This window comes from Bradyrhizobium sp. USDA 4341, from assembly GCF_054063755.1.
This window is the reverse complement of the sequence record NZ_JBSSGO010000002.1, coordinates 2,453,837-2,477,044: the sequence shown is the minus strand read 5'-3', so window position 1 is coordinate 2,477,044 and position 23,208 is coordinate 2,453,837. Positions and strand designations below refer to the sequence as shown.

At 65.4% G+C, this 23,208-nt stretch carries 23 protein-coding genes; 13 read left to right on the top strand and 10 right to left on the bottom strand.

Annotation, left to right across the window (positions count from 1 at the left end; all coding sequences use genetic code 11):
- Positions 1-68 precede the first annotated feature (68 nt).
- Positions 69-1,733, bottom strand: a complete 1,665-nt coding sequence (locus tag ACVIGB_RS17785) for an aminotransferase class III-fold pyridoxal phosphate-dependent enzyme (protein WP_456721651.1) — start codon at positions 1,731-1,733, stop codon at positions 69-71.
- Positions 1,734-1,767: 34 nt separating this feature from the next.
- Between ACVIGB_RS17785 and asd the strand changes: the two genes are divergently transcribed.
- Complete coding sequence (asd, locus tag ACVIGB_RS17780) at positions 1,768-2,637, top strand: archaetidylserine decarboxylase (protein WP_456725147.1); 870 nt, start codon at positions 1,768-1,770, stop codon at positions 2,635-2,637.
- 134 nt (positions 2,638-2,771) lie between these two features.
- A complete protein-coding gene (locus ACVIGB_RS17775; RefSeq protein ID WP_456721652.1) occupies positions 2,772-3,551 on the top strand; it encodes an NUDIX domain-containing protein in 780 nt (259 codons plus the stop codon).
- Here ACVIGB_RS17775 and ACVIGB_RS17770 read toward each other — a convergent pair whose 3' ends face one another.
- Positions 3,552-5,357, bottom strand: coding sequence for a winged helix-turn-helix domain-containing protein (locus tag ACVIGB_RS17770; RefSeq protein WP_456721653.1), 1,806 nt, complete (start codon positions 5,355-5,357; stop codon positions 3,552-3,554). It abuts the gene before it with no gap.
- A gap of 100 nt (positions 5,358-5,457) precedes the next feature.
- Here ACVIGB_RS17770 and ACVIGB_RS17765 point away from each other — a divergent pair, with 100 nt between their 5' ends.
- A complete protein-coding gene (locus ACVIGB_RS17765) occupies positions 5,458-5,817 on the top strand; it encodes a nickel-binding protein (protein WP_456721654.1) in 360 nt (119 codons plus the stop codon).
- A gap of 605 nt (positions 5,818-6,422) precedes the next feature.
- On the top strand, positions 6,423-7,250 hold the full coding sequence (locus tag ACVIGB_RS17760; RefSeq protein WP_456721655.1) for a class I SAM-dependent methyltransferase: 828 nt from the start codon (positions 6,423-6,425) through the stop codon (positions 7,248-7,250).
- 124 nt (positions 7,251-7,374) lie between these two features.
- Here ACVIGB_RS17760 and ACVIGB_RS17755 read toward each other — a convergent pair whose 3' ends face one another.
- The 5 genes from ACVIGB_RS17755 to ACVIGB_RS17735 form a co-directional block, all read right to left on the bottom strand.
- Positions 7,375-9,027, bottom strand: a complete 1,653-nt coding sequence (locus tag ACVIGB_RS17755) for a FecR domain-containing protein (protein ID WP_456721656.1) — start codon at positions 9,025-9,027, stop codon at positions 7,375-7,377.
- 72 nt (positions 9,028-9,099) lie between these two features.
- Complete coding sequence (locus ACVIGB_RS17750) at positions 9,100-9,426, bottom strand: hypothetical protein (RefSeq protein WP_244549566.1); 327 nt, start codon at positions 9,424-9,426, stop codon at positions 9,100-9,102.
- A gap of 155 nt (positions 9,427-9,581) precedes the next feature.
- A complete protein-coding gene (locus ACVIGB_RS17745) occupies positions 9,582-10,196 on the bottom strand; it encodes an inner membrane-spanning protein YciB (protein WP_456721657.1) in 615 nt (204 codons plus the stop codon).
- Positions 10,197-10,340: 144 nt separating this feature from the next.
- Positions 10,341-11,444, bottom strand: coding sequence for a helix-turn-helix domain-containing protein (locus ACVIGB_RS17740; protein WP_456721658.1), 1,104 nt, complete (start codon positions 11,442-11,444; stop codon positions 10,341-10,343).
- 157 nt (positions 11,445-11,601) lie between these two features.
- Positions 11,602-12,384, bottom strand: a complete 783-nt coding sequence (locus ACVIGB_RS17735; protein ID WP_456721659.1) for a DUF2147 domain-containing protein — start codon at positions 12,382-12,384, stop codon at positions 11,602-11,604.
- A gap of 174 nt (positions 12,385-12,558) precedes the next feature.
- Between ACVIGB_RS17735 and ACVIGB_RS17730 the strand changes: the two genes are divergently transcribed.
- The 5 genes from ACVIGB_RS17730 (at position 12,559) to ACVIGB_RS17710 (ending at position 16,182) form a co-directional block, all read left to right on the top strand.
- Entirely contained in the window at positions 12,559-13,389 is an 831-nt protein-coding gene (locus ACVIGB_RS17730; protein WP_456721660.1) for a DUF2147 domain-containing protein, read from the top strand.
- A gap of 122 nt (positions 13,390-13,511) precedes the next feature.
- On the top strand, positions 13,512-13,733 hold the full coding sequence (locus ACVIGB_RS17725; RefSeq protein ID WP_171947695.1) for a hypothetical protein: 222 nt from the start codon (positions 13,512-13,514) through the stop codon (positions 13,731-13,733).
- A 401-nt stretch (positions 13,734-14,134) separates the two neighbouring features.
- The gene (locus ACVIGB_RS17720; RefSeq protein ID WP_456721661.1) at positions 14,135-15,352 is read left to right on the top strand and encodes an extensin family protein; all 1,218 of its coding nucleotides are present in this window, start codon (positions 14,135-14,137) and stop codon (positions 15,350-15,352) included.
- Between the two features lie 111 nt (positions 15,353-15,463).
- Positions 15,464-15,847 (top strand): response regulator, encoded by a 384-nt coding sequence (locus tag ACVIGB_RS17715; RefSeq protein WP_092115949.1) that lies wholly within the window; start codon positions 15,464-15,466, stop codon positions 15,845-15,847.
- Between the two features lie 140 nt (positions 15,848-15,987).
- The gene (locus tag ACVIGB_RS17710; RefSeq protein ID WP_420965681.1) at positions 15,988-16,182 is read left to right on the top strand and encodes a hypothetical protein; all 195 of its coding nucleotides are present in this window, start codon (positions 15,988-15,990) and stop codon (positions 16,180-16,182) included.
- Between the two features lie 71 nt (positions 16,183-16,253).
- On the opposite strand, the gene ACVIGB_RS17705 is transcribed toward ACVIGB_RS17710, so the two are convergent.
- Positions 16,254-16,844, bottom strand: coding sequence for a WHG domain-containing protein (locus tag ACVIGB_RS17705; protein ID WP_456721662.1), 591 nt, complete (start codon positions 16,842-16,844; stop codon positions 16,254-16,256).
- A 119-nt stretch (positions 16,845-16,963) separates the two neighbouring features.
- Here ACVIGB_RS17705 and ACVIGB_RS17700 point away from each other — a divergent pair, with 119 nt between their 5' ends.
- From ACVIGB_RS17700 to ACVIGB_RS17685, 4 genes are all read left to right on the top strand, one after another.
- Positions 16,964-17,344 (top strand): DUF4267 domain-containing protein, encoded by a 381-nt coding sequence (locus ACVIGB_RS17700; protein ID WP_456721663.1) that lies wholly within the window; start codon positions 16,964-16,966, stop codon positions 17,342-17,344.
- Position 17,345: 1 nt separating this feature from the next.
- The gene (locus ACVIGB_RS17695) at positions 17,346-17,666 is read left to right on the top strand and encodes a DoxX family protein (protein WP_456721664.1); all 321 of its coding nucleotides are present in this window, start codon (positions 17,346-17,348) and stop codon (positions 17,664-17,666) included.
- A gap of 137 nt (positions 17,667-17,803) precedes the next feature.
- Positions 17,804-18,508 carry an SDR family oxidoreductase gene (locus ACVIGB_RS17690; RefSeq protein ID WP_456721665.1) on the top strand — a complete coding sequence of 235 codons (705 nt, stop codon included), beginning with the start codon at positions 17,804-17,806 and terminating at the stop codon, positions 18,506-18,508.
- 429 nt (positions 18,509-18,937) lie between these two features.
- A complete protein-coding gene (locus tag ACVIGB_RS17685; RefSeq protein WP_456721666.1) occupies positions 18,938-21,610 on the top strand; it encodes a flavin-containing monooxygenase in 2,673 nt (890 codons plus the stop codon).
- 184 nt (positions 21,611-21,794) lie between these two features.
- Here the strand turns inward: ACVIGB_RS17685 and ACVIGB_RS17680 are convergent, their stop codons facing one another.
- The gene (locus ACVIGB_RS17680; protein WP_092115942.1) at positions 21,795-22,088 is read right to left on the bottom strand and encodes a hypothetical protein; all 294 of its coding nucleotides are present in this window, start codon (positions 22,086-22,088) and stop codon (positions 21,795-21,797) included.
- A 164-nt stretch (positions 22,089-22,252) separates the two neighbouring features.
- Positions 22,253-23,095 (bottom strand): GNAT family N-acetyltransferase, encoded by an 843-nt coding sequence (locus tag ACVIGB_RS17675; RefSeq protein WP_456721667.1) that lies wholly within the window; start codon positions 23,093-23,095, stop codon positions 22,253-22,255.
- Positions 23,096-23,208: the final 113 nt, after the last annotated feature.

The window sequence follows — 23,208 nt, the reverse complement described above, 5'->3', positions numbered from 1 at the left end:
TGCAGCCCATCACCCCAACACTCTCCCCGCAAGGGCGGGGCGAGGGAGCGAGAGGGCGGTACCGGGGTTTAGCGCCCGAACCTCACGGCGACCATCTCTTTCAGGATCTGCCGCTTGATGTTCTTGTTGGTGAGGCCTTCCTTGCGCCACCACCAGCCGTCGCGCTTCATCTTCTCGGCTGCCGCGACGAAGCGGTCGGCGACCTCGGCGAAGTCGGCGTCGGTGTAGTTCAGGCTGAAGATCAGCCGGCCGGTGCCGACCCAGCTCAGCGCCAGTCCCTCGGCCCGCAGATAGTATTGCAGCATCCAGTTGTAGCGGGACGGCTCGGTGTAAGAGACCGTCCAGATCGACGAGATGTTGCCGACCCGAACCGGCAGGCCTTGTGCTTCGAGGCGGTCGTTGAGCGATTTGGCGCGGCCGTTCCAGGTCTCGTCGAGCCCGTTGTAGATCGAGCGGAAATTCGGGCTGGCGAGACGGCTCAAAAACTCGTCCATCGCCGTCATCACGTAGGGATGCGAGTTGAAGGTGCCGCGCGCGAAGCAGATGTCGGCCGGCCGGTCGTCGCGGAAGCGGCGCATCAGATCCTTGCGGCCGCACACCACGCCGACCGGAAGTCCGCCGGCCAGGCTCTTGCCGTAGGTCGCCATGTCGGCCTTGACGCCGAAATATTCCTGGGCGCCGCCGGCGGCGAGGCGGAATCCGACGAACACCTCGTCGAAGATCAGCACGATGCCGCGCTCGGTGCAGACCTCGCGCAGCTTCTTCAGCCATTCGGTGTAGGCGGCGCGGTCGTATCGGGAGGAGCGCGACGAATCGACCAGCGCGGAATCGCCGGGCGCGTTTCCGTTCGGATGCAGCGCCTGCAGCGGATTGACCAGCACGCAGGCGATGTCCTTGCGGGTGCGCAGCACGTGCAGCGTCTTCTCCGACATGTCGGCGAGCGTGAAGGTCTCGTGCGGCGACACCGGATTGCCGACCCCGGGCTGCACCTCGCCCCACCAGCCGTGATACGCGCCGGCGAAACGGACCAGGTGCGTCCGCTTGGTGTGGTAGCGCGCGAGCCGCACCGCCTGCATCACGGCCTCGGTGCCGGACATGTGGAACGAGACCTCGTCGAGGCCGGAGATCTCGCAGAGCCGCTTGACGTTGTCGGCAATGATCGGGTGGTAGGGGCCGAGCACGGGGCCGAGCGCATGCGCCCGCTTCTCACCCTCGGCGATGCACTCCTTGTAGAAGTCGTTGCCGAAGATGTTGACGCCGTAGGAGCCGGTCAGGTCGTAGGACACATTGCCGTCGAGGTCGGTGACGGTGACGCCGCTGGAGGTCTCGACGAAGGCCGAGGTGCCGAGATGCTCGCGCACCAGGCGGCTGTACTGGAACGGCACGCGGTAGGTTTCGGTGAACTGCAGGTCGGAGATCCGCTCCGTCACCTCGGCGGTCAGCGCGCGGCCCTTGGGGTAGCGATCCGCGTAGAGGCCGGCGAGGCGGAAGAAGCCGTCCTGCCGCTGCATCGCGACGTCCTTCGGGGCTCCGTCGGAGCGGAAGAACTCGTCGATGTCGAATTCGTAGTGCGGCACCATGCGCGCCACCATCTTGGACATCTTGGAATGTCCGGTCAGCGAGCGGTGCTTGGCCCGCGACAGTGCGAGGCGGGCCTGAATTTTGGGGAAAGCTGCGGCGGCGCCGGCAAGCGCGGCGGCGGACAGCGAGAGAATCGGAAGGGATGTTTCCATGACAGAAGCGCTAGCCTCGGCACCTAACAAATTCATGACAGTCAAGGGCCTGATCTCGGCATTCACCCAGCAGGAAGACCTCAATTTCCTGCTAACCAACCGGATTCCGCGGGCGGCGATCACCCGTTTCATGGGCTGGTTCTCCAAGGTCGAGAACCCCCTGGTGCGCGACGCCTCGATCGCCTGCTGGAAGCTGTTCTCCGACCTCGATCTGTCCGAGGCGAAGAAGACCGAGTTCAAGAGTTTGCACGATTGCTTTACCCGCGAGCTCAAGCCCGGCCTGCGCCCGGCGGTGCCCGACCCCGCCATCATCGCGAGCCCGTCGGATGCGATCATCGGCGCGCATGGGCGGATCGAGGATGGGCAGTTGTTCCAGGTCAAGGGCGCGCCCTATTCGCTGCTCGATCTGGTCGGCGATCCCGCGCTGGTGGAGCAGCACAGCAACGGTCGCTTCGTCACGCTGCGGCTGACCTCGAGCATGTATCACCGCTTCCACGCGCCCTATGATCTTGCGATCGACAAGGTCACGTTCATTCATGGCGATGTCTGGAACGTCAATCCGATCGCGCTGAAGCGGGTCGAGCGGCTGTTCTGCAAGAACGAGCGCGCGGTGCTGCGCGCGAAGCTTCCAACCGGCGAGGCGCTGACGCTGGTTCCGGTCGCCGCCATCCTGGTGGCGAGTCTCCGCCTGCATTTCCTCGACGTCACGCTGAACGCGCAGTCGCGGGGCCCGGTGGATTTCCCCTGTAACGCGCATGTCAGGAAGGGCGACGAACTCGGCTGGTTCGAGCACGGCTCGACCATCATCGTGCTCGCGCCCGGCAATTTCGAATTCTGCGACAATGTCGCGGAGGGAGCACGGATCAAATGCGGCGAACCGCTGTTGAAAAAGCCTACGAACTGATCTCGCTGTTTCCTGCGCGTCATTCTTTGAGCATGGTCTGCCCGGAAAACCGGTTTCCACTTTTCCGGATCATGCTTTAAGATACGCGGGATCGTCGCGCGACGATCCTAAATCGCAAACGTGATGGACACGAGATGGCGCGGACGCCTGTTCTGGCGGCGGGAGGCATTGTGCTGCGGCGGGACGCACCGCAGCGCTTCGCCGTCGTGCGCCTGCGCAAGCGCAATGAGTGGGTGTTGCCCAAGGGCAAGCTCGACGATGGTGAGACGCCGCGCGCCGCCGCCGAGCGCGAGGTGCTGGAGGAAACCGGCCACGACGTCGAGGTGCACGAATTCCTCGGCACGCTGGTCTATGATTCAGGCGGCCGTTCCAAGGTGGTGCATTACTGGCGCATGGATGCCGGCGGCAAGCCGGTGCGCGCGTTGATGAGCGACATCAGGGAAGTCGACTGGCTGTCGCTCGATGAAGCGCTCGATCGCCTGTCGCGCGGCTATGAACGTGCGTTCCTGGAAAATGTCGGCCCGATCGCGCTGCAGGCCGCGGCGAACGCCGAGCGCGAGCGGCGCGCGCGGTTGCGGGTTGCGGCCGTGGAGCGACGGCGCTCGCGCGTTGTCGAAGAGGAGCCGGGCGTCGATACGCCTGCACACCCTGAAGCTCCCACCGTCGCCGAGATACCGACGGTCGCTGAAGCGTCCGTCGACGCCAAGACGCCGGTCGCCGTTGACACGCCGGCGCCTGCTGAGGTCCCGGTCATGGCGGAGACGTCCGATATTGCGGGGGCGCCGGCCGCGGATGCATCCGAGGAATCGCCATCATCCGCGCGCCAGATCGAACCCGTTGCCACGGCCGTCCGGCCCATCCCGCGCAAGAACCTGATCGAGCGCGTGCGCGACTGGCTGCGTCGCGCGGCCTGATCACCCGCACATCTGACGTCGTGCGGTTGGCTGCCAGGCGTCGATGTCGCGCTGCAAGGCAACGCAGTCGGCAACGCGCTTGGGCGAACCCAGTTCATTTGCCAGAAGCTGTGCCGCGTGAACTTCCGCCATGGCGCCGCGAACGTCCCCGCGCTGCAGCTGGAGCCTGGAAATCTGCAGCCTCAGCCGCACGATCTGAACCCGCCCTTCGATGCTGGACCACAGCTGGCGGGCGAGATGGAGATGCCGCATGGCTGCTTCATGGTCCTGCCGGGAAAGCGCGAGGATCGCCTGCGCTTCGTTGGTGAGCGCGCGGATCGAGGGCATCGGCCAGCGATCAGGACTTCCAGAAAGTTCGCAGATCAAGGCCTTGGCCTGACCGGTCCGATGCGTGTGTGCCGCAACCAGCGCCAGATGCGCGAGCAGGATTCCCCGCCGCTGCAGGGTCCACCAGGTCTTGCCGATCAAGCTCCGTTCGAGGCTCGCATGGGCGGCTTCCGCTTCGCCTCTTGCGAGCAGCAACATCGCGCGGCCCGGCTCCGGGCACCAACCCATCGTGTAAGCCCTGTCGTAGGCTTCGAGCGCTGCGTCGTCATTGCCGATCGCAGCCAAGATATCGCCCAGCACCCGGTTGGCATCGCCCATCGACCATGGCGCATCGCTGGTCAGGCGCGCGAGCGCGTCCTGAATCCGAGCCAGCGCTTCGTCGAGCGAGCCCCTGATGCCGAGCACCTCGGAGCGATGCAGCTGGCATGAACCTGTCAGTTCCATACCGCTGCTCGAACAGAAGTTCTGGTAGCTCCGCGTCCACTGGTCGGCCCGCGCCCAATCTCCGAACATCCGGGCTGCCCAGAGAATGTTGCAGTAGAGGCTGCCGCCCATGATCGGATCCAGGTTGTTGCTGGACAGTGCGACCGCGGCGGCATGGTCCTGATCGGCCAGTCCGCCATGCGTGTCGCCGAGGCATAGCCGATAGAAGCCGCGATAGGCCAGGCTCAGAGCTTCGATGTTGAGCGCATCCTTGTATCTGACGGCCGTGTAGGCCGCGTCGGCCAACGCGAGTGCCTGTTCCGGCTCGCCATCGAAGGCAGCCAGTTTCGACTTCATCCATAACAGCAGGGCAGTCGTCGGGGGATCGTCGAGCCTCGAGGCCCAATCCTCCGCGCGCGCGAGCCAGCCCTTTCCGATCGCGGCCTGGCCGCTCTCGAAATGCAGGCCCGAGAGCGCGATGGCGTCGACCGCCGCGCCGGCAGCGTCGCCGGCTTCGCTGCGCGCGGCGACTGCGCGAACCAGAATCGGAATCGCTGCCGCGGTCCTGCCGAGGCATTGCAGGGCAAGCGCCCATTGGTGCAAGTCTTCAGCGTTGAGCCGGCCGTCTTCATCCGCGCTCGCGAACAGGGTGGCTGCCTGCAGCCACAATTGCCCGGCTGCTGCGCGTCGGGCGAGACCGATTGCACCGACGGCGTCATCGACTTGCTTGTGGTCAATGCGTTCCGGCGGCCTGATCTCGGAATCAACGAAGAACCGATATCCCTTGCCCGGCAGATTCCGGATCGCGCCCTCCATGCCACCCTTGCGCAGCGCGGCGCGCAACGAACTCACCGCCCGCTGCAGCGAGTTGTCGGTGACCGTGACTTCCGGCCAGACGGCCTCGAGCAGCTCGTTCTTGGAGACGACCCGCTCGCGGTGGTGGACAAGGTAGACCAGCAGATCGAACACACGCGGCTGCAAAGCGACTTCCTGCCGCGCGCACAGCAGCACGCGTCCAGCTTCATCAAGCTCGAACAGTCCAAATGAGATTGCCATGTGTATGGGTCCGGGGTCGCCGGAAAAGGTTCAGGCAAAGATCAGACAATGATCAGCCCGCGGTAAGGACAGTTGGCGTTGACCGCGCCTATAGCTGACCATGGCCGCGATTGCCGCAGCCTGCTGTTCAACCGTCGCAACCGAGGAGATTTCGATGGAACTCTATGTCATTCGCCGTCCGAGCGCCTGGGCAAACATGGCCGAGCTGGAGCTTGCCGGCGCAACCTCCGCCAGAATCGGCGACGAGCAGATGCCGGACCGCGTCCGCTGGATCCGCAGTTACGTGGTGCATGAGGCAGATGGTCGCATTGGCACTTTCTGCATCTACGAGGCGCGTGACGGTGACTCGATCCGGGATCATGCGCGCTGCGTCGGCATGCCGGGCGAGGAATTCTACAAGGTCGCGACCACCGTGGTGGTGCGTGGTGATCCCGTCCAACCGCCCATTGCAGCCGAATGACGCCTGCGAGGCGTCGCATGGCGCTTCCCGGTCCAACCATTATCCGGAGCGCCATCACACTTCGATCAAGGAAACGATTATGCCGATTTCATTTATGGAGTGCGTGTCAAGTCCGGTGCGAAGGCATCTTTCCATTCTGCACTTGCGGATCCGCCGGATCGTCAATCAGTCGGTCGCAGGGATGCTCGCACGGCGTGAGCGGCAGGCCAGTCGCTTGATGCCGCGCGAGCCCCGGCGACCTGCGGTCGAAGGCCGCCGGTAACCGCAGCTCTCGGCCGATCATTCGAAGCGCGCTGCTCGGGCTGATGATCGCGGGTTTGTCCTCACCCGTGTTCACGAGAGCGGAGGAGCCTGCCGTTCGGGAGCATCGTGCAGGGCCAGCGCAGCAGGCGGCTTGGCCTCAGCGCAGCGGGCACGGCTGCAGACATCGTTCGGATTGGAGCATTGTTGCCGCATCCACCATCCCGGTCGTTCTCGACCGTCGGAGCTAGCTCGCAGCACATTGAAGTCATTGCACGACGCCTTTTTGGCGCAACTCGCGGACTTCAGGCGAAGCCAGCGGCTTCGCCGCCAGCCGCACGACACGTTTTCAAAAGGAGATACACATGAACGTTCAGACCGAAATGCCTGCCGTCGATCTCGCTGCCGTCAAGGCACGCCAGCAAGCCACCTGGAGCTCGGGCGACTACGCGATCGTCGGCACCACGCTCCAGATCGTCGGCGAAACGCTCTGCGAGGCAGTCGACCTGCGCAGCAATCAAATGGTGCTCGACGTCGCCGCCGGCAACGGCAACGCGACGCTGGCCGCGGCGCGGCGTTTTGCCGACGTGGTCTCGACCGATTACGTCGGAGCGTTGCTCGAGCGCGGCCGCGAGCGTGCGGCCGCGGAGCGGCTGCCGGTCACGTTCCAGGAGGCGGACGCGGAGAAGCTGCCGTTTGCCGACGCAAGCTTCGACGTCGTGCTGTCGACATTCGGTGTGATGTTCACCGCCGACCAGCAGCAGGCGGCAAACGAATTGCGCCGTGTCTGCCGGATTGGCGGGAAGATCGGCCTTGCGAGCTGGACGCCGGAGGGTTTCATCGGCCAGGTGTTCAAGACCATCGGAAAATATGTGCCGCCGGCGTCGGGCGTGAAGTCGCCTGCGCTATGGGGCACTGAAGCCCATCTCAGTGCCCTGTTCGGGCCTCAGGCCACGGTCGATGCCAAACGCAGGCACTTCAATTTCCGTTACAGGTCGCGCGAGCATTTCCTCGAGATCTTCCGCACCTATTACGGCCCGGTCCTGAAAGCCTTCGGGGCGATCGATGCCGTCAAGCAGCAACTGCTCGCCGCCGACCTGTTCGGCCTGATGGACCAGTTCAACGTCGCCAAGGATGGAACGCTGGTCATCCCCAGCGAATATCTGGAGGCCGTGATTACCAGGCGGGGCTGACCTGCCGTTCGCAATTCGTCGATTGGAGTGTGGTGCCGGCGTTCTCGCCCGGCGCCACGCTCGCGCGTTGGATCGCAGAAGCTCGTCAGAGGAGCTCAGATGAGCATGGCATTGCTGCGATCGATCAATTGTGACGCTTGTCCTTGGGCGGCGGCTTCGCGGCGCGCGGCGGCGGTGCACGCCGTTGCTGGAAGGCGGGGCGTGCCTGCACTGCGGGCCGTTGCATGCCGGGGCGGATGTTCGGCGCGGCCTGCTGAATGCCGGGCCGCGCCTGGCCAGGGGCCTGCGGCGCAGGCTGGGCCGCGCCCTGTCGCGGCACGCCCGGCTGCCCCGGCTGGCGCACGCCGCCCGGCACCGGCGTGCGTCCGGGTTGCAGGCCGCCTTGACGTGCAGGCGATTGTTGTCCGTCGGGCTGTGCCGCGCCGCCTTGACGCGCGGGTTCTTGGTGCGCGGGCTGTTGTCCCGCAGGCCGTTGTCCGGTTGGCGTCTGGACGCCGGGCGCGTGCGGCAGTGTCGTGCCGCCGGGTTGGCCGGGCAGCGCGTGTTGTGCGCCGCCTTGCTGCTGCGTGCCCGGCTGCTGCGTGCCCGGCTGCTGCGAGCCCTGCCGGCCAGGTGTGCCCGGTTGCTGCGGCTGGCCTGGACGGTTCGGCTGGCCGGGCTGCTGCAACTGGCCCGGACGGTTTTGCTGACCCGGTTGCTGCGGCGCGTTGCGGTTCTGGCCCGGCAGGCCGTTCTGCCGCTGCGGGTTCGGCTGCACTGGCTGGCCGCGATTCGGATAGGGCGCGGCCGGATTGGCCCTGCGGAAGTCGGGATTGGCGCGGCGGAAGTCACGCTGCTCGGTCACGACCTGGCGGCCCAACGTCTGCGCGGAATGCACCGCGCGCACGAAGCCCTGGTCACGCGTCATTTGTTGCGGCGAGATCGTCAGCGGCACCGCGGCGAAGCGCGCGCCGCCGGTGCCTGGACGAATCGCAAACCCGCTCGCCCCGCGCGTCAGCACGCCGAGCGAGGCGCCGCCGCGGTCGTTGACCTCGATGCGGCCGACATGCCCGTCGGCGTCGGGATAGAGCTTGATGCCGACATTGTTGCTGGTCGCGGTCGCGCCTTCGGGCACTTCGACAAGGCCGGTGGTGCCGCGGATGCCGAGTGTTGCGGTCGGCGTCGAGATCTTCATGTCGCCGGTCTTGGCGACGGCGGCGGCGACGAACGCCGCCGTTCCCTTGGCGACGTTGAACAGCGCGCTGTTCTGCTGGCCGCCGTCCTCGTAGACATAATTGTCGATCGTGATCCTGGCATTGGCCCGCAGGTTGAAGGTGGTGCCGTCGTTGAAGGTGATGCCGAGCGAGGAGGTCGCCGACGTGGCGACGTCGTCATTGGCAAAGATGTCGTCGCGGATCTGCAATGGCGTCGTGGTGTTGTTGCGCGTGACGGTGGCGGTGCCGGTCAATGTCGCGACGTTGCCGATCGGCTCGGGCGCTGTGGCCTGCGGCGCGGCAGCCGGAGCGGGGGCAGGCGTGGCAGGCGTGGCAGGCGCTGACGGTGTCGCATTCGGCGCCGGGGCGGCCGAAGGCGCCGGTGCAGGCTGCGCTTGCGCAAGTTGGGTCAGGTCCGGCGCGGCATTGGCCGTTGCATGCCAACCGATCGTGACGCCGGCACCAAGCAGGAGCGCGTAAAGGAAGGCGCGGCGCATCACCATCGATTCCCGGGAGGCATTGGGGATCGGCAATTGAGCCGCGTCAGGCTGAATGCCGAATGAACGGTCCCGCCTTGTTGTCATGGCGGACCCGAACGATCAAGCACCGCGCTCCCGGGAAGGAAGCGCGGCACTTGGTCGTTGTTGGCGTTTTGGTCAGCCGCGCTTGTGCGGGGTGATGTTGAGCGGCTTCGCGGGCTTGGCTGCCGGCGCATAGCTTGCAGGCTGCGCAGCGGTCGCCGGCGGCACGTAGTGGAACACCGCCTTGCAGCCGTCGCTGAGCAGCGCGCGCTGCCGGACCATGCAGGCGGTGACGCGATCGACATCGGGGATTTCCGAGCTGCACAGCCGCATCGCGTCGCCGGTGCACATCTGCTGCTGCTCGTCGGTGTAGGCATAGGACGCCGAGGTCAACAGACCGAGCGTGAACGCGGTTGCCGCCAGCAGTTTGCCGTGACGAAGCGTCGAAGCGGTGAAAGCCATGATGTCCCCCTTGTGGTGAGCGCGCCGTTGCAGCGCGTCGTCGAGGTCATCATGAGGGAGGCTTGGTTTCGGCACTTCTTCGTGCGCATGGCAAAATGGTTTCGTCGCACGCCGGTTTGTTTCGTTAACCACACGCCGCCGGGTAACGTCAGCGCCTACGGTGTCGCCGCCGCCGGAGCCCCCTCGAGCGCGAGCACGGCCTCGCGCTGGGCTTCGGGCATGGCGCGGATGCGGCGCCTGGCGATGAGGCGGAGCGCGGCAAAGCCGCCGAGGAACACCACGATCTTGCTCACGATGCCGAAGATCGGCATCACGACAGCCCATGTTGTGATCTCGCAGGTCAGCGCGACGAAGGCGTTCACGGCGGCGGAGGTGAACATCAGGGCTGCCCAGGCGTAGCCGACCATCACGGCGACATCGGGCACGACGGTCTGCGCGATCTTGGGCAGATAGCGGTTGAGCCAGCCTCGCTTCAGCATCACGACGCCGACGATTGCGTAGATCACGCTCGGCTTGAACAGCACGAAGCGCGGGTCATTCGTGAGCAATGTCGCGGTGCCGGCGGTGACGACCAGGAACAGGCTCAGCCATTCCATGGTGTCGATCCGCCTCCGGCGCACCATCTGGATGCCGATCTGCGTGACGCCGAACGCGATGCCGATACCGACCGAGAGCGCGGTGTTGTGGGTCAGCAGGAACAGAACAAGAAAGACGAGGGTCGACGCCAGGTCGAGGGCCAGCAGCTTTGCCGCGGTAAAAAAGTGCTTCATCGGCCGTCGAACTCCGCTTGCCAGGTCACGTTGCCAGATTACGTTGTCATGTCACGCCTTGGCGCGATCCGCGCCTGTGTCGGCACAGCTAGGCAGATTGTCGGGCCGCAAGCCTATCGATTTCTGAAATCGAGGAGTGAATTCTCACTCCGACCGAGCGATTTCCGCAGCGTCCGTGGTTTGCGCGGCCGTCGCCCGGCGCCGAAACTCGGTCGGCGTCAGCCCGGTGTCCGCCTTGAAGGCGCGGTTGAACGGCGCCAGCGACTGGAACCCGGCATCGAGCGCAATCGTCAGCACCGGCACCTCAGCCTGGCCGGCATCGGCGAGCGCCGCCTTGGCTTCGTCGAGCCGGTAGCGGTTGAGGAAGGCGTTGAAGTTGCGGTGGCCGAGCCCGTCATTGATCAGCGTCCGCAGCCGGTATTCCGGCATGCCGAGCTTGACGGCCAAGACGCCGATGGTCAGCCCCTCCTGCCGGTAGGTCCGCTCGGTCGCCATCAGGTGCTTGAGGTGATTGAGCGCGGCCTGGCTGGAGGCAGGCGGCCCGCCTTTGGCGAGCGAACGCGCGACCGGTGCGGCCTGGCCAGTTCCGGCGCCGGCAACCGCCGGCTGGCTCTCGGGCGGATCGAACAGCATCATCCAGATCGCGATCAGCGCGAATGCGCCAAGCGCGAGCGCGGCGCTGAGGCTGATCGATCGGGTCGGAATCGCGGCGAGCCCGGCCGCCGCGGCGAACATCATCTGAAGGCCGATGCCGATCAGCAGCGCGATCAGGATCCGGCCGCGTGCCGTGGTCACGGCGGTGCGCCATCCCTTCGGAATTTGCGCGATCCCGAGTACGGCGAAGGCGATCGTCGCCAGCGCCAGGGCGCGGCCGCACGGCCCGGCGAGATCGGGCCAGATCGCCCAGCAATTGTGGCTCACAACACCAAGGCCGGCGAGCAGCGTCCACGCCGCCGCGTGCCAGGGCCGCAGGGCAAATCGCTCGTCGAACATCGCGCGCGCCCACAGCCAGAAAATCACCGGCGAGCCCATCGCGAAGGCGATGAACGGAGAGCTCCAGCCGAATGACGATGCGGGAAAGAACGGTGCGGTCGAAATCGCGTAGGCCGCGCCGGCCACGCCCATCGCGGCACCGAGATGCGCGGCGCGATGCACTGCCGCGTAGCGCAGCAGCAGCACCGCGCAAACCACCAGGAACAGCGCGACCACCGCGCCCCGGAGACCGAGTTCAAGAGCCGTCATCGCCATCGCAAGCCGCCCGCAGGTTCGATTCAACCTCGACACGGCGGCACTTATAGCGCGTCCGGCGATCGACATGAAGCGACCGCCGGACTGGCAGAAAACCTGATGTCCACTCGCCGTTTGCGCGGCAGCGGACATCAGAACGATCCGGAGATGTCAGGCCTTAGCTGACCCGCTTCCAGGTCTGGCCGCCGCAGAACATGCCGCCGAAGGCGCAGCCCTGCACGCGCATCGCATTCGGGCCCTTCATCGCGATCGTCGAGTCGTAGTTGCGGCCGGAGTCGGGATCGTGGATGCGGCCGCTCCACTTGCTGCCGTCGGGCTTCATGTTGATCAGGATGCGCTCGTTGCTCTTCATCGAATAGCCGCACAGATTGGTGCCGCAGGCTTCGACGCGGACGTTGCCCTTGTTTTCCTCGGTGGCCCAGACGCCGATCGGTCCGGTTGGCGCCGCCGTCGGTGCTGCGGCAATCGGAGCGGCTTGCGGTTGCGGCGCGGGCTGCGCGGCGACCGGGGCCGGTGCAGGCGCAGCGGGCGCGGCGTCAACCGGCGCGGGGGCCGTGGTCGCAACCGTTGCCGGTGGCGCAGGGGGCGGCGGAGGCGGCGGGAGCGCGGCAGCGGCCGGCGCGGCCGGCTGCGGCGCGGCGGCCTGAACTGGCCCAAGTGAAGGTGCAGGTGCGGGCGCGGCCGGCGGCGCGGGTGACGGCGAGCTCGTCGAGGCGACATCGTCATCGTCTTCGGACTTCGAGCCGAGGTTCTTGCTGATGCCGCCGATCGTGCCGTTGTAGCCCGGCGCCGAGATGCGGATGCAGGACAGCGCGCTGCAATTGCGCGGCGCCTCGACATGGATGCGCTGGCCGTCGATCTGGAAGGTGATGCCGGTGCCGCCGGCATGCGCCGATGTGGTGGCCATCAGCAGCGCGGCGATCGCAACGAGCTTCTTCATCTTAAGTCTCCGTGGCGTTGAGCGGGGGCAGCGATTGGTCCGGACGCTACGCGCCGCCGGCTCCCGTTTCCGTGATGTGCATCACGTTGCGGGCTGAGCCGAATGACGGTGACCGAGATCACTGCGCTGCGAGCACGGCGACCTTAAGCGTCATCGGATGTTTTGGAGGCTTCGATGAAGCGCTTCTGCCTGCTCGTCGCGCTGATGCTGTTCACGCCGTTCGCCCATGCCAGTGAGGGCATCTCGTTCTCGATTGGCGGCCACCGCGTCCATGTGGATTCGACGCGCTGCCGCTCGCTGTCCTGCGTCTCGGTCTCGGGCGGCTCCAGGCGCGATGACGGCGGTGACAATGGCCGCATGCTGAAGCCGGTGCCCGCGTCGGCAGCGACGGCAGCGATCCCTGCCACGCCGGCCGCGAGCGCGCTGCCCGCGCCCGTGCAGGCAGCATCTCCCGCGCCGCCACCGATCATCGTGTACAAGCCCGCCCCAGTCGCGCCTGCTGCCGCGCCGCCACCGTCGGCACCGTCGCCGCCCCGCGTGATGACGCCCCCGCCATCGCCGGTCGTCGCGGCTCCGCCTCCGCCGCCGGCCGCAGCGCCTGCGCGTCCGGCGCCGCCGGTGATACGTGTCTCGCGCGCGGCCGACGAACCTGACGACGGTCCGATCGGCGACTGGCAGACCGAAGCCAACAATCTGGTGCGCATCCGTCTCTGCGGCACGGCGTTGTGCGGCTATGCGCTCGACAGGACCACCCGCGATCTCGGTGAAGCGGTGTTGATCAACATGAAGCCGAAGAACGGCGCACGCTGGAATGGCGGCGTCTACAGTCAGGACAGCGGCAACATCCGTTACGGCACGATCGAATTGAAGGCCGCTGACAGGCTGCGGGTCTCGTCCTGCGCGCTCGGCCGCGTCTATTGCACCGGTGCCGACTGGGTCCGCGTCTCGCACGCACGGCAGCGCGTGATCACGCAGGGGCAGCCTAGGGGCGAGCCGCGCTCCTGAACGCGCAGGTGTCCAATTTGTAACCGGATGAGACGCGCGCGATGCGCGCTCCTCGGGGTGACGGAATAAGCTATCGCAAAAAGCAAAGCGCCCGGCGGGGGCGGCCGCCGGGCGCTGAACTCATGGCCTGGTCGAATGCTTTAGAACACGCCGAGAATGATGGCGCCGACGAAGGCGAACGCGATGTACGCGGCCACAATGCTCAGCTTGCTCAGCAGAGGACTCGCGAAATCCATTGGGAAGCTCCCTTGGCTCACAACGCTGCCCGCATTAACGCAAAAGCTAGCAAGAGGTTCCTGGCCGAAAAAGTCAGCCTTGCTGCCAAGCTCGGTGTTCCCCTGTGATGCCGCATTGCGATGCGTGGCTCAAACAGGCGGCGAATCAAGATGTTGAAGCGCACGCAAATAAATTCCGCGGCGTTGCGGGTTGCGGTCAGGCTGCCGGTCCCGGATACCGTCTGTCAGATCTCAGAAAGATTGTGATGTTGTGAAACACAATCAAAAGCCGCATGCCGATGCGGCAGGACGTCGAACCGCCATGCCTTCTCGATCACAACAATGCGGTGGCGTTGCTCTGCTCTGCTGCGACGTGATGCGGAGCATTCGCCACAGTTGATGACACAACGAGATCGATGCGGTCGCGCGAATTGCCCTGCCGGGTTCCGCCGCATGGTTAAAGACACCTGAAATCAAACAGTCGAAATGCGTTGAAGAGTCTTTAATCAAATTCGCAGAACCTCCGCGCCATGACGCGTGGAGTTCGTTTGTATCTCGTCGGCTCCCTTGTCCTTGTGTCGCTTGCTGGTTGCGGCCGCGGTCTGTTCCAGACTGCCGAGCGCGAACCGTGGCGGGCCGAGGCCGAGGCCGCTTGCCTGAAATCAGGCGCGGTCAAGGAAGGCCCGGACGTCGTCCGCATCGATCCGATTTCCGGCCCCGGCGTCTGCGGCGCCGAGTTTCCGCTCAAGGTCGCCGCGCTCGGCGAAGCCAGTTCGGCTTACGGATTTGCCGACGATAGTTTGCGTCCACCGGCGTCGGTCGGCAACCAGCCGCGTTGGCCGATCAATCGTCAGCCGGGCCCGCCGCCCGCGCAGACCCCGTACTCCGAACAGGCCGTCGGCCAGCCGAACTATGGCAGCCAACCGAACGGACCGGTGTCGCTGTCGGCACCCGGCGTCCCGCCGCAGCAGGGCGAGATCGACCTGCCGCCGGACGGCTCGCCCGATGCCAGCGGCGAGCGACCTTATTATCCTGGCCTGCGCAGTAATCCGCAGCGCGAGGGCGCGACCGCGCCTTATTCACCTGCACCTTATTCCCAGCAGCCACCCGGCGCGGCCCCGCCGCCGCGGCTCGGCCCGTCGAATGGCAATTCGGTGATGACGGTCGGCCCGGTCGCAGTGAAGCCTGCCGCAACGCTGGCGTGTCCGATCGTCTCGGTGCTGGAGCGCTGGCTCGCCGAGTCCGTGCAGCCGGCGGCGCAGCGCTGGTTCGGCGCGCGCGTCGTCGAGATCAAGCAGATCTCGGCCTATTCCTGCCGCGGCATGAACGGCAATTCGCACGCGCATATTTCCGAGCACGCCTTCGGCAATGCGCTCGATATCGCAGCCTTCACGCTCTCCGATGGCCGACGCATCTCGGTGAAGGATGGCTGGAAGGGCCTGCCGGAGGAGCAGGGCTTTCTGCGCGATGTCCAGGCCGCCGCCTGCCAGCAATTCACCACGGTGCTGGCGCCGGGTTCCAACGTCTATCACTACGACCACATCCACGTGGATCTGATGCGCCGGGCCAGCCGGCGCCTGATCTGCCAGCCCGCTGCCGTCTCCGGCGAAGAGGTCGCGGCGCGTGCCGGCGGCCGTAGCCCCTATGCAGCGCGCGAACCTTATGTCACAGGATCGCTTGGCGGCAGAAAGCCGGCCCCGCGGGGTAAGGCGGGGGTCAACGAAGAAGACGAATTCGCCGACGAATAGGACGCGTCTGATACCCGTATTTGTACTGGGGATGCCGTGCAAACGGTAGCCACTATTTGCTGCATATGCTCGCTGAGCCGGGCGCACCCGGCTGATTTCTGGGGGATAGCTTTGCAAGACGTGCCGATCATTCTCGTCATCGAAGACGATCGTGATCTTCAGATGATGGTAGAGGACGCCCTGAGGGACGGCGGCTATGAGCCGGCGATCGCAGGCTCGGGTGAGGAAGCCCTGACGCTGCTGAAGGCGTTCCGTACCAAATACAGTGCGCTGGTCACCGACATCCGCCTGCTCGGCCGGCTCGACGGCTGGCGGGTGGCGCGCGGCGCCCGCGAGATCGATCCGTCATTCCCGGTGCTCTACATCACCGGCGGCGGCGGCGACGAGTGGCCGACCCGGGGTGTGCCGGACAGCGTGCTTCTCAACAAGCCGTTCTCGCCCGATGAGCTGGTTGCGGCCGTGGCGAAGCTGCTCAAGAACGGCGCGCCGGCCTGACGGCGGTCTCGAGCGGCCTGCCGCGCGTGGTGGGCTGTTCGCGGCAGGCGCTTATTCCGCCTTTATAAGATCTCGTCGCGGCTCTTCTCGAATTCATACGTCCTCGCGCTCATCTTCGCCGCAACAGCCGGAGAACGAAGATGACGACCTATCGCGCCTATATCGTCGGACCGCACAGCCGATCCATCGGCGTGGTCAACATGGATTGTAGCGATGACGATCAGGCCGTCACATCGGCGAGCCGTCTTGTCGACCGCCATGATGTCGAACTGTGGCAGATGGATCGGCCGGTCGCCAGGTTCGACGCCTGTTCGAAGCAGGTGTTCCGCAAGTAGTGCGACGCCGCGCAGACTCATACGCGGGCGGCTAGTCTCGATGCGCCGAAGTAGTCATTCAACTGAACGTCTCAGCCGCGAGCACGCGAGCTGTTTCCGGAAGTGACGATCGCTCGCACAATTAGCGCGATGCGCTCGTTGCGCGCGCTGGGCCGAATTCTGCCTGAACGTTCGAGTGTGGCGACCCCATGAAGGGCTGCCCAAAAAGTCTCGGTCACATCAGCTACCTCGACGCAAAACGGCGCGACGACCGCCGCGAGTGCTTCGAAACCGGCCCGCAGTTCGGGTCTGGTGCCAGCCTCGGCGAACCGCAAATCCGTTGGCAGGACAAACATGGCGTCGTAAAGCGCGGGACGATCCAGCGCAAAGGCGAGATAGGCCAGGGCGACATTTTTGAGGGCGTTTCGTCCTGTCGATCCGCTCGCTGCTTCGCGAAGTGCGACCGTGAGTTCCTTGAAGCCCTCGACTGCAACTGCCGCAACAATCGTATCCCGGTTCTTGAAATGTGAGTAGAGGACGGGCTGGCTATATTCGATCTCGTCGGCGAGACGGCGGACCGTAACGGCATCCCATCCTTCGCGCTCTGCGATCGCCCGCGCTGCCGCGACAATGCGATGCTCGCGCGCAGCCCGGTCCCTGCCTTTCCGCTCAGCGGTTCCCAATCCTCGATCTCCCGCACCTGGAAGGCCCAAATATATCAATATCATACCGATGCTTGATATTCTAGCAATGCTATTTATCTAGCAGTGCTAGATATTCTTAAGCTAGATGAGGACGTGTGATGCAATGGCTTGCGCTCGGAACGGGATTGCTCCTGGCCCTGGGAATTATCGCGATCGGCACCCTCTATGTCGCGAGCCCGACAACCGCGACACGCAGTTTCGGCCTGCCGCTTCCTGAAAATGGCACCAACATCGCCTGGTGGCTTCGCCTCAAGGGGGTGCGCGACATTGTTGCGGGACTGGCCGTATTGGCGTTCATGGTGTTCGGCGCGCCGCGCGAGGTCGGCATCATCCTGCTGGTTGAAGCCATCATCCCCATCGGGGACATGCTGCTCATTCTCGCAGCGAAAGGCTCCACCAAAAGCGCCTTCGGCATTCACGGTCTCACGGCGGTGATCATGGTCCTTGCGGCGATGCCCCTGATCATTGGCGTGCCCTGAGATGATGCATGCTCTTTCAATCTGGCTGCTCGCTGCCGGCTTCTTTGGCGCAGGCCTCTTCAACGCGATCAGCACGTCAGCGACCCAAAGCGATTTCGCTCGGTGGGGCTACCCGCGCTGGTGGGGCATTTTGACCGGTGGACTGGAGATGATAAGCGCTGTTCTGATCGCGCTTCCAGTCAGTCGGGTTGCTGGCCTGGCGCTTGGGGCGGCCATCATTGCGGCCGCGGTTTCCACCGTTCTGCGCCACCGTGATTCTTCTCATCTTGTGCCACTTGGCGTCTTTGTCGTCTTGATCGCTCTTGCCGCGACCTCGTCCTGAGCGCCGCCCCGGGTGTCGCGCGGCGCGATCCCTGATGATAGACCTAGAGCATGATCCGGAAAAGTGCGAAGCGGTTTTCCGAAAAGATTATGCTCAAGCAATAGCGTCGGCTTCGTCATCAAATGGGATATCAGGTCATGGCTTCGGAAAAGGTCGCACTCGTCACCGCGGGCGGCAGCGGCATGGGAGCGGCGGCGGCGCGGCGGCTTGCCGCAGATGGATTTCGCGTTGCGATCCTGTCGTCGTCGGGCAAGGGCGAGGCGCTGGCCGGCGAGCTCGGCGGCATCGGCTTCACCGGCTCGAACCGTTCGAACGACGATCTGAGGCGCGCCGTCGACGGCGTAATGGCGCGCTGGGGCCGCATCGATGCGCTGGTCAACAGCGCCGGCCACGGCCCGCGTGCGGGCGTGCTGGAACTGACCGACGAGCAGTGGCACACCGGTCTCGACGTCTATCTGATGAACGTGATCCGTCCGACACGTCTCGTCGCACCTCACATGCAGGCGCAGAAGTCGGGCGCGATCGTCAACATCTCCACCGCCTGGGCATTCGAGCCGAGCGCGATGTTTCCGACCTCTGCGGTGTTCCGCGCCGGGCTCGCCGCGTTCACAAAACTGTTCACCGACAGCTACGCGGCTGACAACGTCCGCATGAACAATGTGCTGCCGGGCTGGATCGACAGCCTGCCGGCAACCGACGCGCGCCGCGACAGCGTGCCGATGAAGCGCTACGGCAAGGCGGAGGAGATCGCCGCGACGATCGCGTTCCTCGTCTCCGACGGCGCGGGCTACATCACCGGTCAGAACATCCGCGTCGATGGCGGTTTGATGCGGTCGGTTTGAGGCGACCAGTAAACCCGTCATCCTAAGGTGGGTTCATGACTCACTGGTGGCTCCGAACACTCGGAGTCGTCCCGGCGAAAGCCGGGACCCATAACCACTATGGCCATTGTTGCTCGTCGGTGGAACGACGAGTTCCGTTCACAACATCCGCTGCGGGGTATGGGTCCCGGCTTTCGCCGGGACGACAGTGGGTGTGTGGCGCCGTTCGTGCCGTCACAGGAAGACGGATCTGGCTTCGCGCACTCGCTTCCTTCGTCGTTGCCGTAGCGTCGCCGCAACTTGCGCCGCCAGTTGCGTCTACGCGCTGCGCGTCGCGCTCCAGGCCGCGCACGCCACAATTGCGGCGACCTCAGATTGCGTTTGTCGTGATGACAAACTGAAAGCGCAGGGCTAGCCTTCCGTCAAATCAAAACATACGGGAGGAATGGCATGCCAGACGCAGCAGTTGCAGCACGCGCTTCGGACTCCACGCACAGCGGAACCGCGCAGCAGGTCGACGTCGCAGTCGTCGGCGCCGGTTTCGCCGGTCTCTATCTGCTGCATCGGTTGCGCAAGGCGGGCTTCTCGGCGGTTGCGCTCGAAGAGGGCGCCGATGTCGGCGGCACCTGGTACTGGAACCGGTATCCCGGCGCGCGCTGCGACATCCAGACCATCGATTACAGCTACACGTTCGATCCCGAGCTCGATCAGGCGTGGACCTGGTCGGAGAAGTACGCGACCCAGCCGGAAATCCTGCGCTATCTCGGCTTCGTCGCCGACCGCTACGATCTGCGCCGCGATATCAGGTTCGGCACCAAGGTCACGCAGGCGACCTGGGACGACGCGACTTCGCGCTGGCAGATTGCGACCAACAACGGCGCCAACGTCTCGTGCCGCTACTACATCATGGCGACCGGCTGCCTGTCGTCGCCGAAGCCGCCGGAAATCGACGGCGTCAAGGACTTCAAGGGCGAGATCTATTTTACCGGCCGCTGGCCGCACCAGGGCGTCGACCTCAAGGGCAAGCGCGTCGCCGTGATCGGCACCGGATCGTCGGGCATTCAGTCGATCCCGCTGATCGCCGAACAGGCCGCGCAACTCACCGTATTCCAGCGCACGCCGAACTTCGCACTGCCGGCCGGCAACGGCCCGGCGCCGGAAGATCGCAAGAGCTTCTTCGAGACCGATCGTGCGGCCTATCGCGACCAGGCGCGCTGGTCGATGGCCGGCGTGCCGTATCCGCAGCAGACCGTGGTGAGCTGGCAATTGAGCGACGCCGAGCGTCGCGAGCGGTTCGAGAAGGCGTGGGCGGCGGGCGACCTCGTCCACATCCTGACCCAGCTCTGGGCCGACCAAGCGGTCGATGTCGACGGCAACCGGCTGGTCGGCGATCTGATCCGCGAGAAGATCGGTGCAGTGGTCAAGGATCCGGAGACAGCCGCGGCGCTCACCCCGCACGATCATCCGTTCGGAGCCAAGCGTCCCTGCCTCGATACCAATTACTACGCGACCTACAACCGTCCGAACGTGACGCTGGTCAACCTGCGGCAGGAGCCGATCAAGGCGATCACCGCCGGCGGCATCTCGACCGACAAGCGCAGCTTCGATGTCGACGTCATCGTGTTCGCCACCGGCTTCGACGCGATGACCGGCGCGATCATGGCGGTGCATCCGATCTCCGGCCGCGGCGGCAAGTCACTGTCGGATGTCTGGGCGCACGGACCGCAGACCTATCTCGGCGTCACCGTCGCAGGCTTCCCCAATCTGTTCATGATCACCGGTCCCGGCAGCCCGTCGGTGCTGTCGAACATGGCGGTGTCGATCGAGCAGCATGTCGACTGGGTGGTCGACCGCATCGCCGCGTTGCGCGACGCCGGCTTCACCACGATGGATGCAACCGAGACCGCGCAGGCCGGCTGGGAACGCCATATGGCCGATTGTGCGACCCTGACGCTGCACCGGCTTGCCAACACTTGGTACACGGGTGCCAACGTGCCCGGCAAGCCGCAGGGTGTGATGCCCTATACCGGCGGCGTCGGTCCGTATCGCAGCATCTGCAACGAGGTGGTCGGGCGCGGCATGCTCGGCTTCAAGCTCTCGGGTCCCGGCGTTGCCGAGCAGTGCAATGACGGCGAGGTGGTGCGTTTGCAGCCGGATGTGCGGCTGGTGCTCAACATGCTCGGCGAGATGAACCTGCCGCCGATCGAGACGATGGGCGCGCAGGGTGCGCGCGACTTTCTCAACGAGTTCAACAAGGGCCGTCCTGCCGGCCGTCCGGTCGGCGAGGTAGGCACCGGCGTGCTGCAGGGCGCCGATGGTCCGCTGCCGTACAAGCTGTATCGTCCGGCGACGCCGGGGCCGCACCCGATCGTGGTGTATTTCCACGGCGGCGGCTGGGTGCTCGGCGACGAGCTGTCGGATGATCCGTTCTGCCGCGATCTGTGCCGGCGCACCGGCATGATCATCGTCAGCGTCGGCTATCGCCACGCGCCCGAGCATCGCTTCCCGGCTGCGGCCGAGGACGGCTATGCGGCGACGCGCTGGATCGCAGCCCACACCGCCGAGCTCGGCGGCAGGGCAGGCCCGGTGCTGGTCGCAGGCTGGAGCGCCGGCGGCAACATTGCGGCCGTGACCTGCCAGCTCGCGCGCGATCGCGGCGGGCCCGAGATCGCAGGCCAGCTCTTGATTTGCCCGGTCACCGACTCGACCTTCGACCGGCAGTCCTATGTCGACAACGCAGCCGGCTACTTCCTGACCCGCGGCCTGATGTTCTGGTTCTGGGACCTGTACTGTTCGCCGGCCGACCGCACCGATCCGCGCGTCGCGCCGTTGCGCGGAAAGCTCGAAGGCCTGCCGCCGGCGTTCATCGCGACCAGCGAGTTCGATCCGCTGCGCGACGAGGGCAATGCCTATGGCGACGCGCTCGCGAAGGCCGGCGTCAAGGTCGAGCAGCTCAAGGCGCAGGGCCACTTCCACTCGTCGTTCGTGATGGTCGACGTCATCATCACCGGCGTCGCCGGCCGCGTGAAGATGGCGAAGGCGCTAAGGCGTTTCGCCGGACTGCCCGAAGAACTGGAGCAGGACCACGTCGCCGCGCCGCGGGTCAACGCGGCGGCGAACTAGAGCATGATCCGGAAAAGTGCGAAGCGGTTTTCCGAAGAGATCATGCTTAAACAAGGAGCTAAAGCGCGATGACGATTCAACCTGATCTCATCGCGCTTTAGGGGGCGCAAATCCCCGCGGCTTGCCCGCGGGGATTTCGCACGGCTCCGCAGCTCCAGTTCTGATTCAATCAGAACCGAAGGCTCTAGAGGAACGCGAGGTGCTCGACCTTGTTCACGACGTCGTCGAGCGTCTGCTTGGTGGCCGCGGTATCGCCGCCGGCCATGAACACCTGCCAGAACTGCCGATCGACATTGTGCAGATGCAGGATGGATACGCGGACGCCGTTCTTGTTGCCGGCAACCTCTGACTGGGTATTGACGACATCGGTGAAGCCGTTCTGCTTCAGCGTGTTGGCGACGACGCCCTTGAGCTCGCCGACATTGGCGAGTGCCTCGCTGAGGCCCATGCTGCGGAAATTGAAAAACAGGAACGCCATGCGACACCTCCTTCTGTTGCGGACGAGCGCAGCGCGCGCGGAAGTGCGCTGAACTGGCTCTCTCGCTCAACCAGAGGTGTATTTCCCTATTGAATAATCGCGTTATGAGCCGCTTCACAGGAACCGCGTCCGCGATCATGCGTCATTTGAACGCACGGGCTTTCCTAGCCGAGCTCGAACGTCGTGACGCCGAACACGCGGTCGATCCGCAATGGCGGGATCGCGCCGGTATACATCCGCGCGGTCTCGAACACCGGCGACAGCCCGAGGCCTTGCGCCAGCGCCACGGCGTCACGGTTGACCGCGGGAACATCGAGGAAGATGTCGCCGCCGCCTGCGCTCGCGAGCAATGCCGAGAGGATGGTCTCGGCGCCGGCGCGGTCGTCGGCAACCAGAGGACCGATCTTGCGGCCGGTGCGACACGGACGGATCACACCCCAGCCGGCCAGCCTGCCGTCGCGCATCAGCGCGCGCCCGACATGTCCTGATGTGTTGATCCAGGCGCGCAGGAAGGCCGGACGCGGTGCGGGAAATACCGTGGCGTCATCGGCCTCGACCAGCGCCATCGGCAAATCGGCCAGCGCGACGATGCCGGTGTTCGGCGCCGGAGGTGCGGCGACCGTGCCGCCGTAGCGCACATTGGCGTAAGCGAGCGCGAAGCCGGACTTTTGGTAGTTCGCCTGCTGCGCCACCACGCCATCGAGCCCGATCACGCGCGGCCCCGCGTGCGCGATGGCCGCATTCCAGATCTTCAGACCGTAGCCGCGGCCGCGCAGATCCGGGCGCACGATGTAAAAGCCGAGGAAAGCGAAACCCGCGCCGTAATTGACGCAGGAGATCACCGCGGCAGGCCGGCCGTCGAGCTCGCCGATGAAGAAGCCCTGCGGATCTTCGGCGCCAAAGCAGGGCGCATCGGCGAGACCGGGATTCCATCCCTCCGCCGCGGCCCAGTCGATCGCGAGCGCGATCTCGTCCGGCCGCATATGTCGGATGATGAGATCGCTCATCGACGATGATCCCGTGTGATTGTAGTCACGGACCGCGCCTCCTTGTCTGTGACGATCACACTACCCTCACATAATGTGACTGCCCACAGAACGTAACCTGACACGCACAAAAT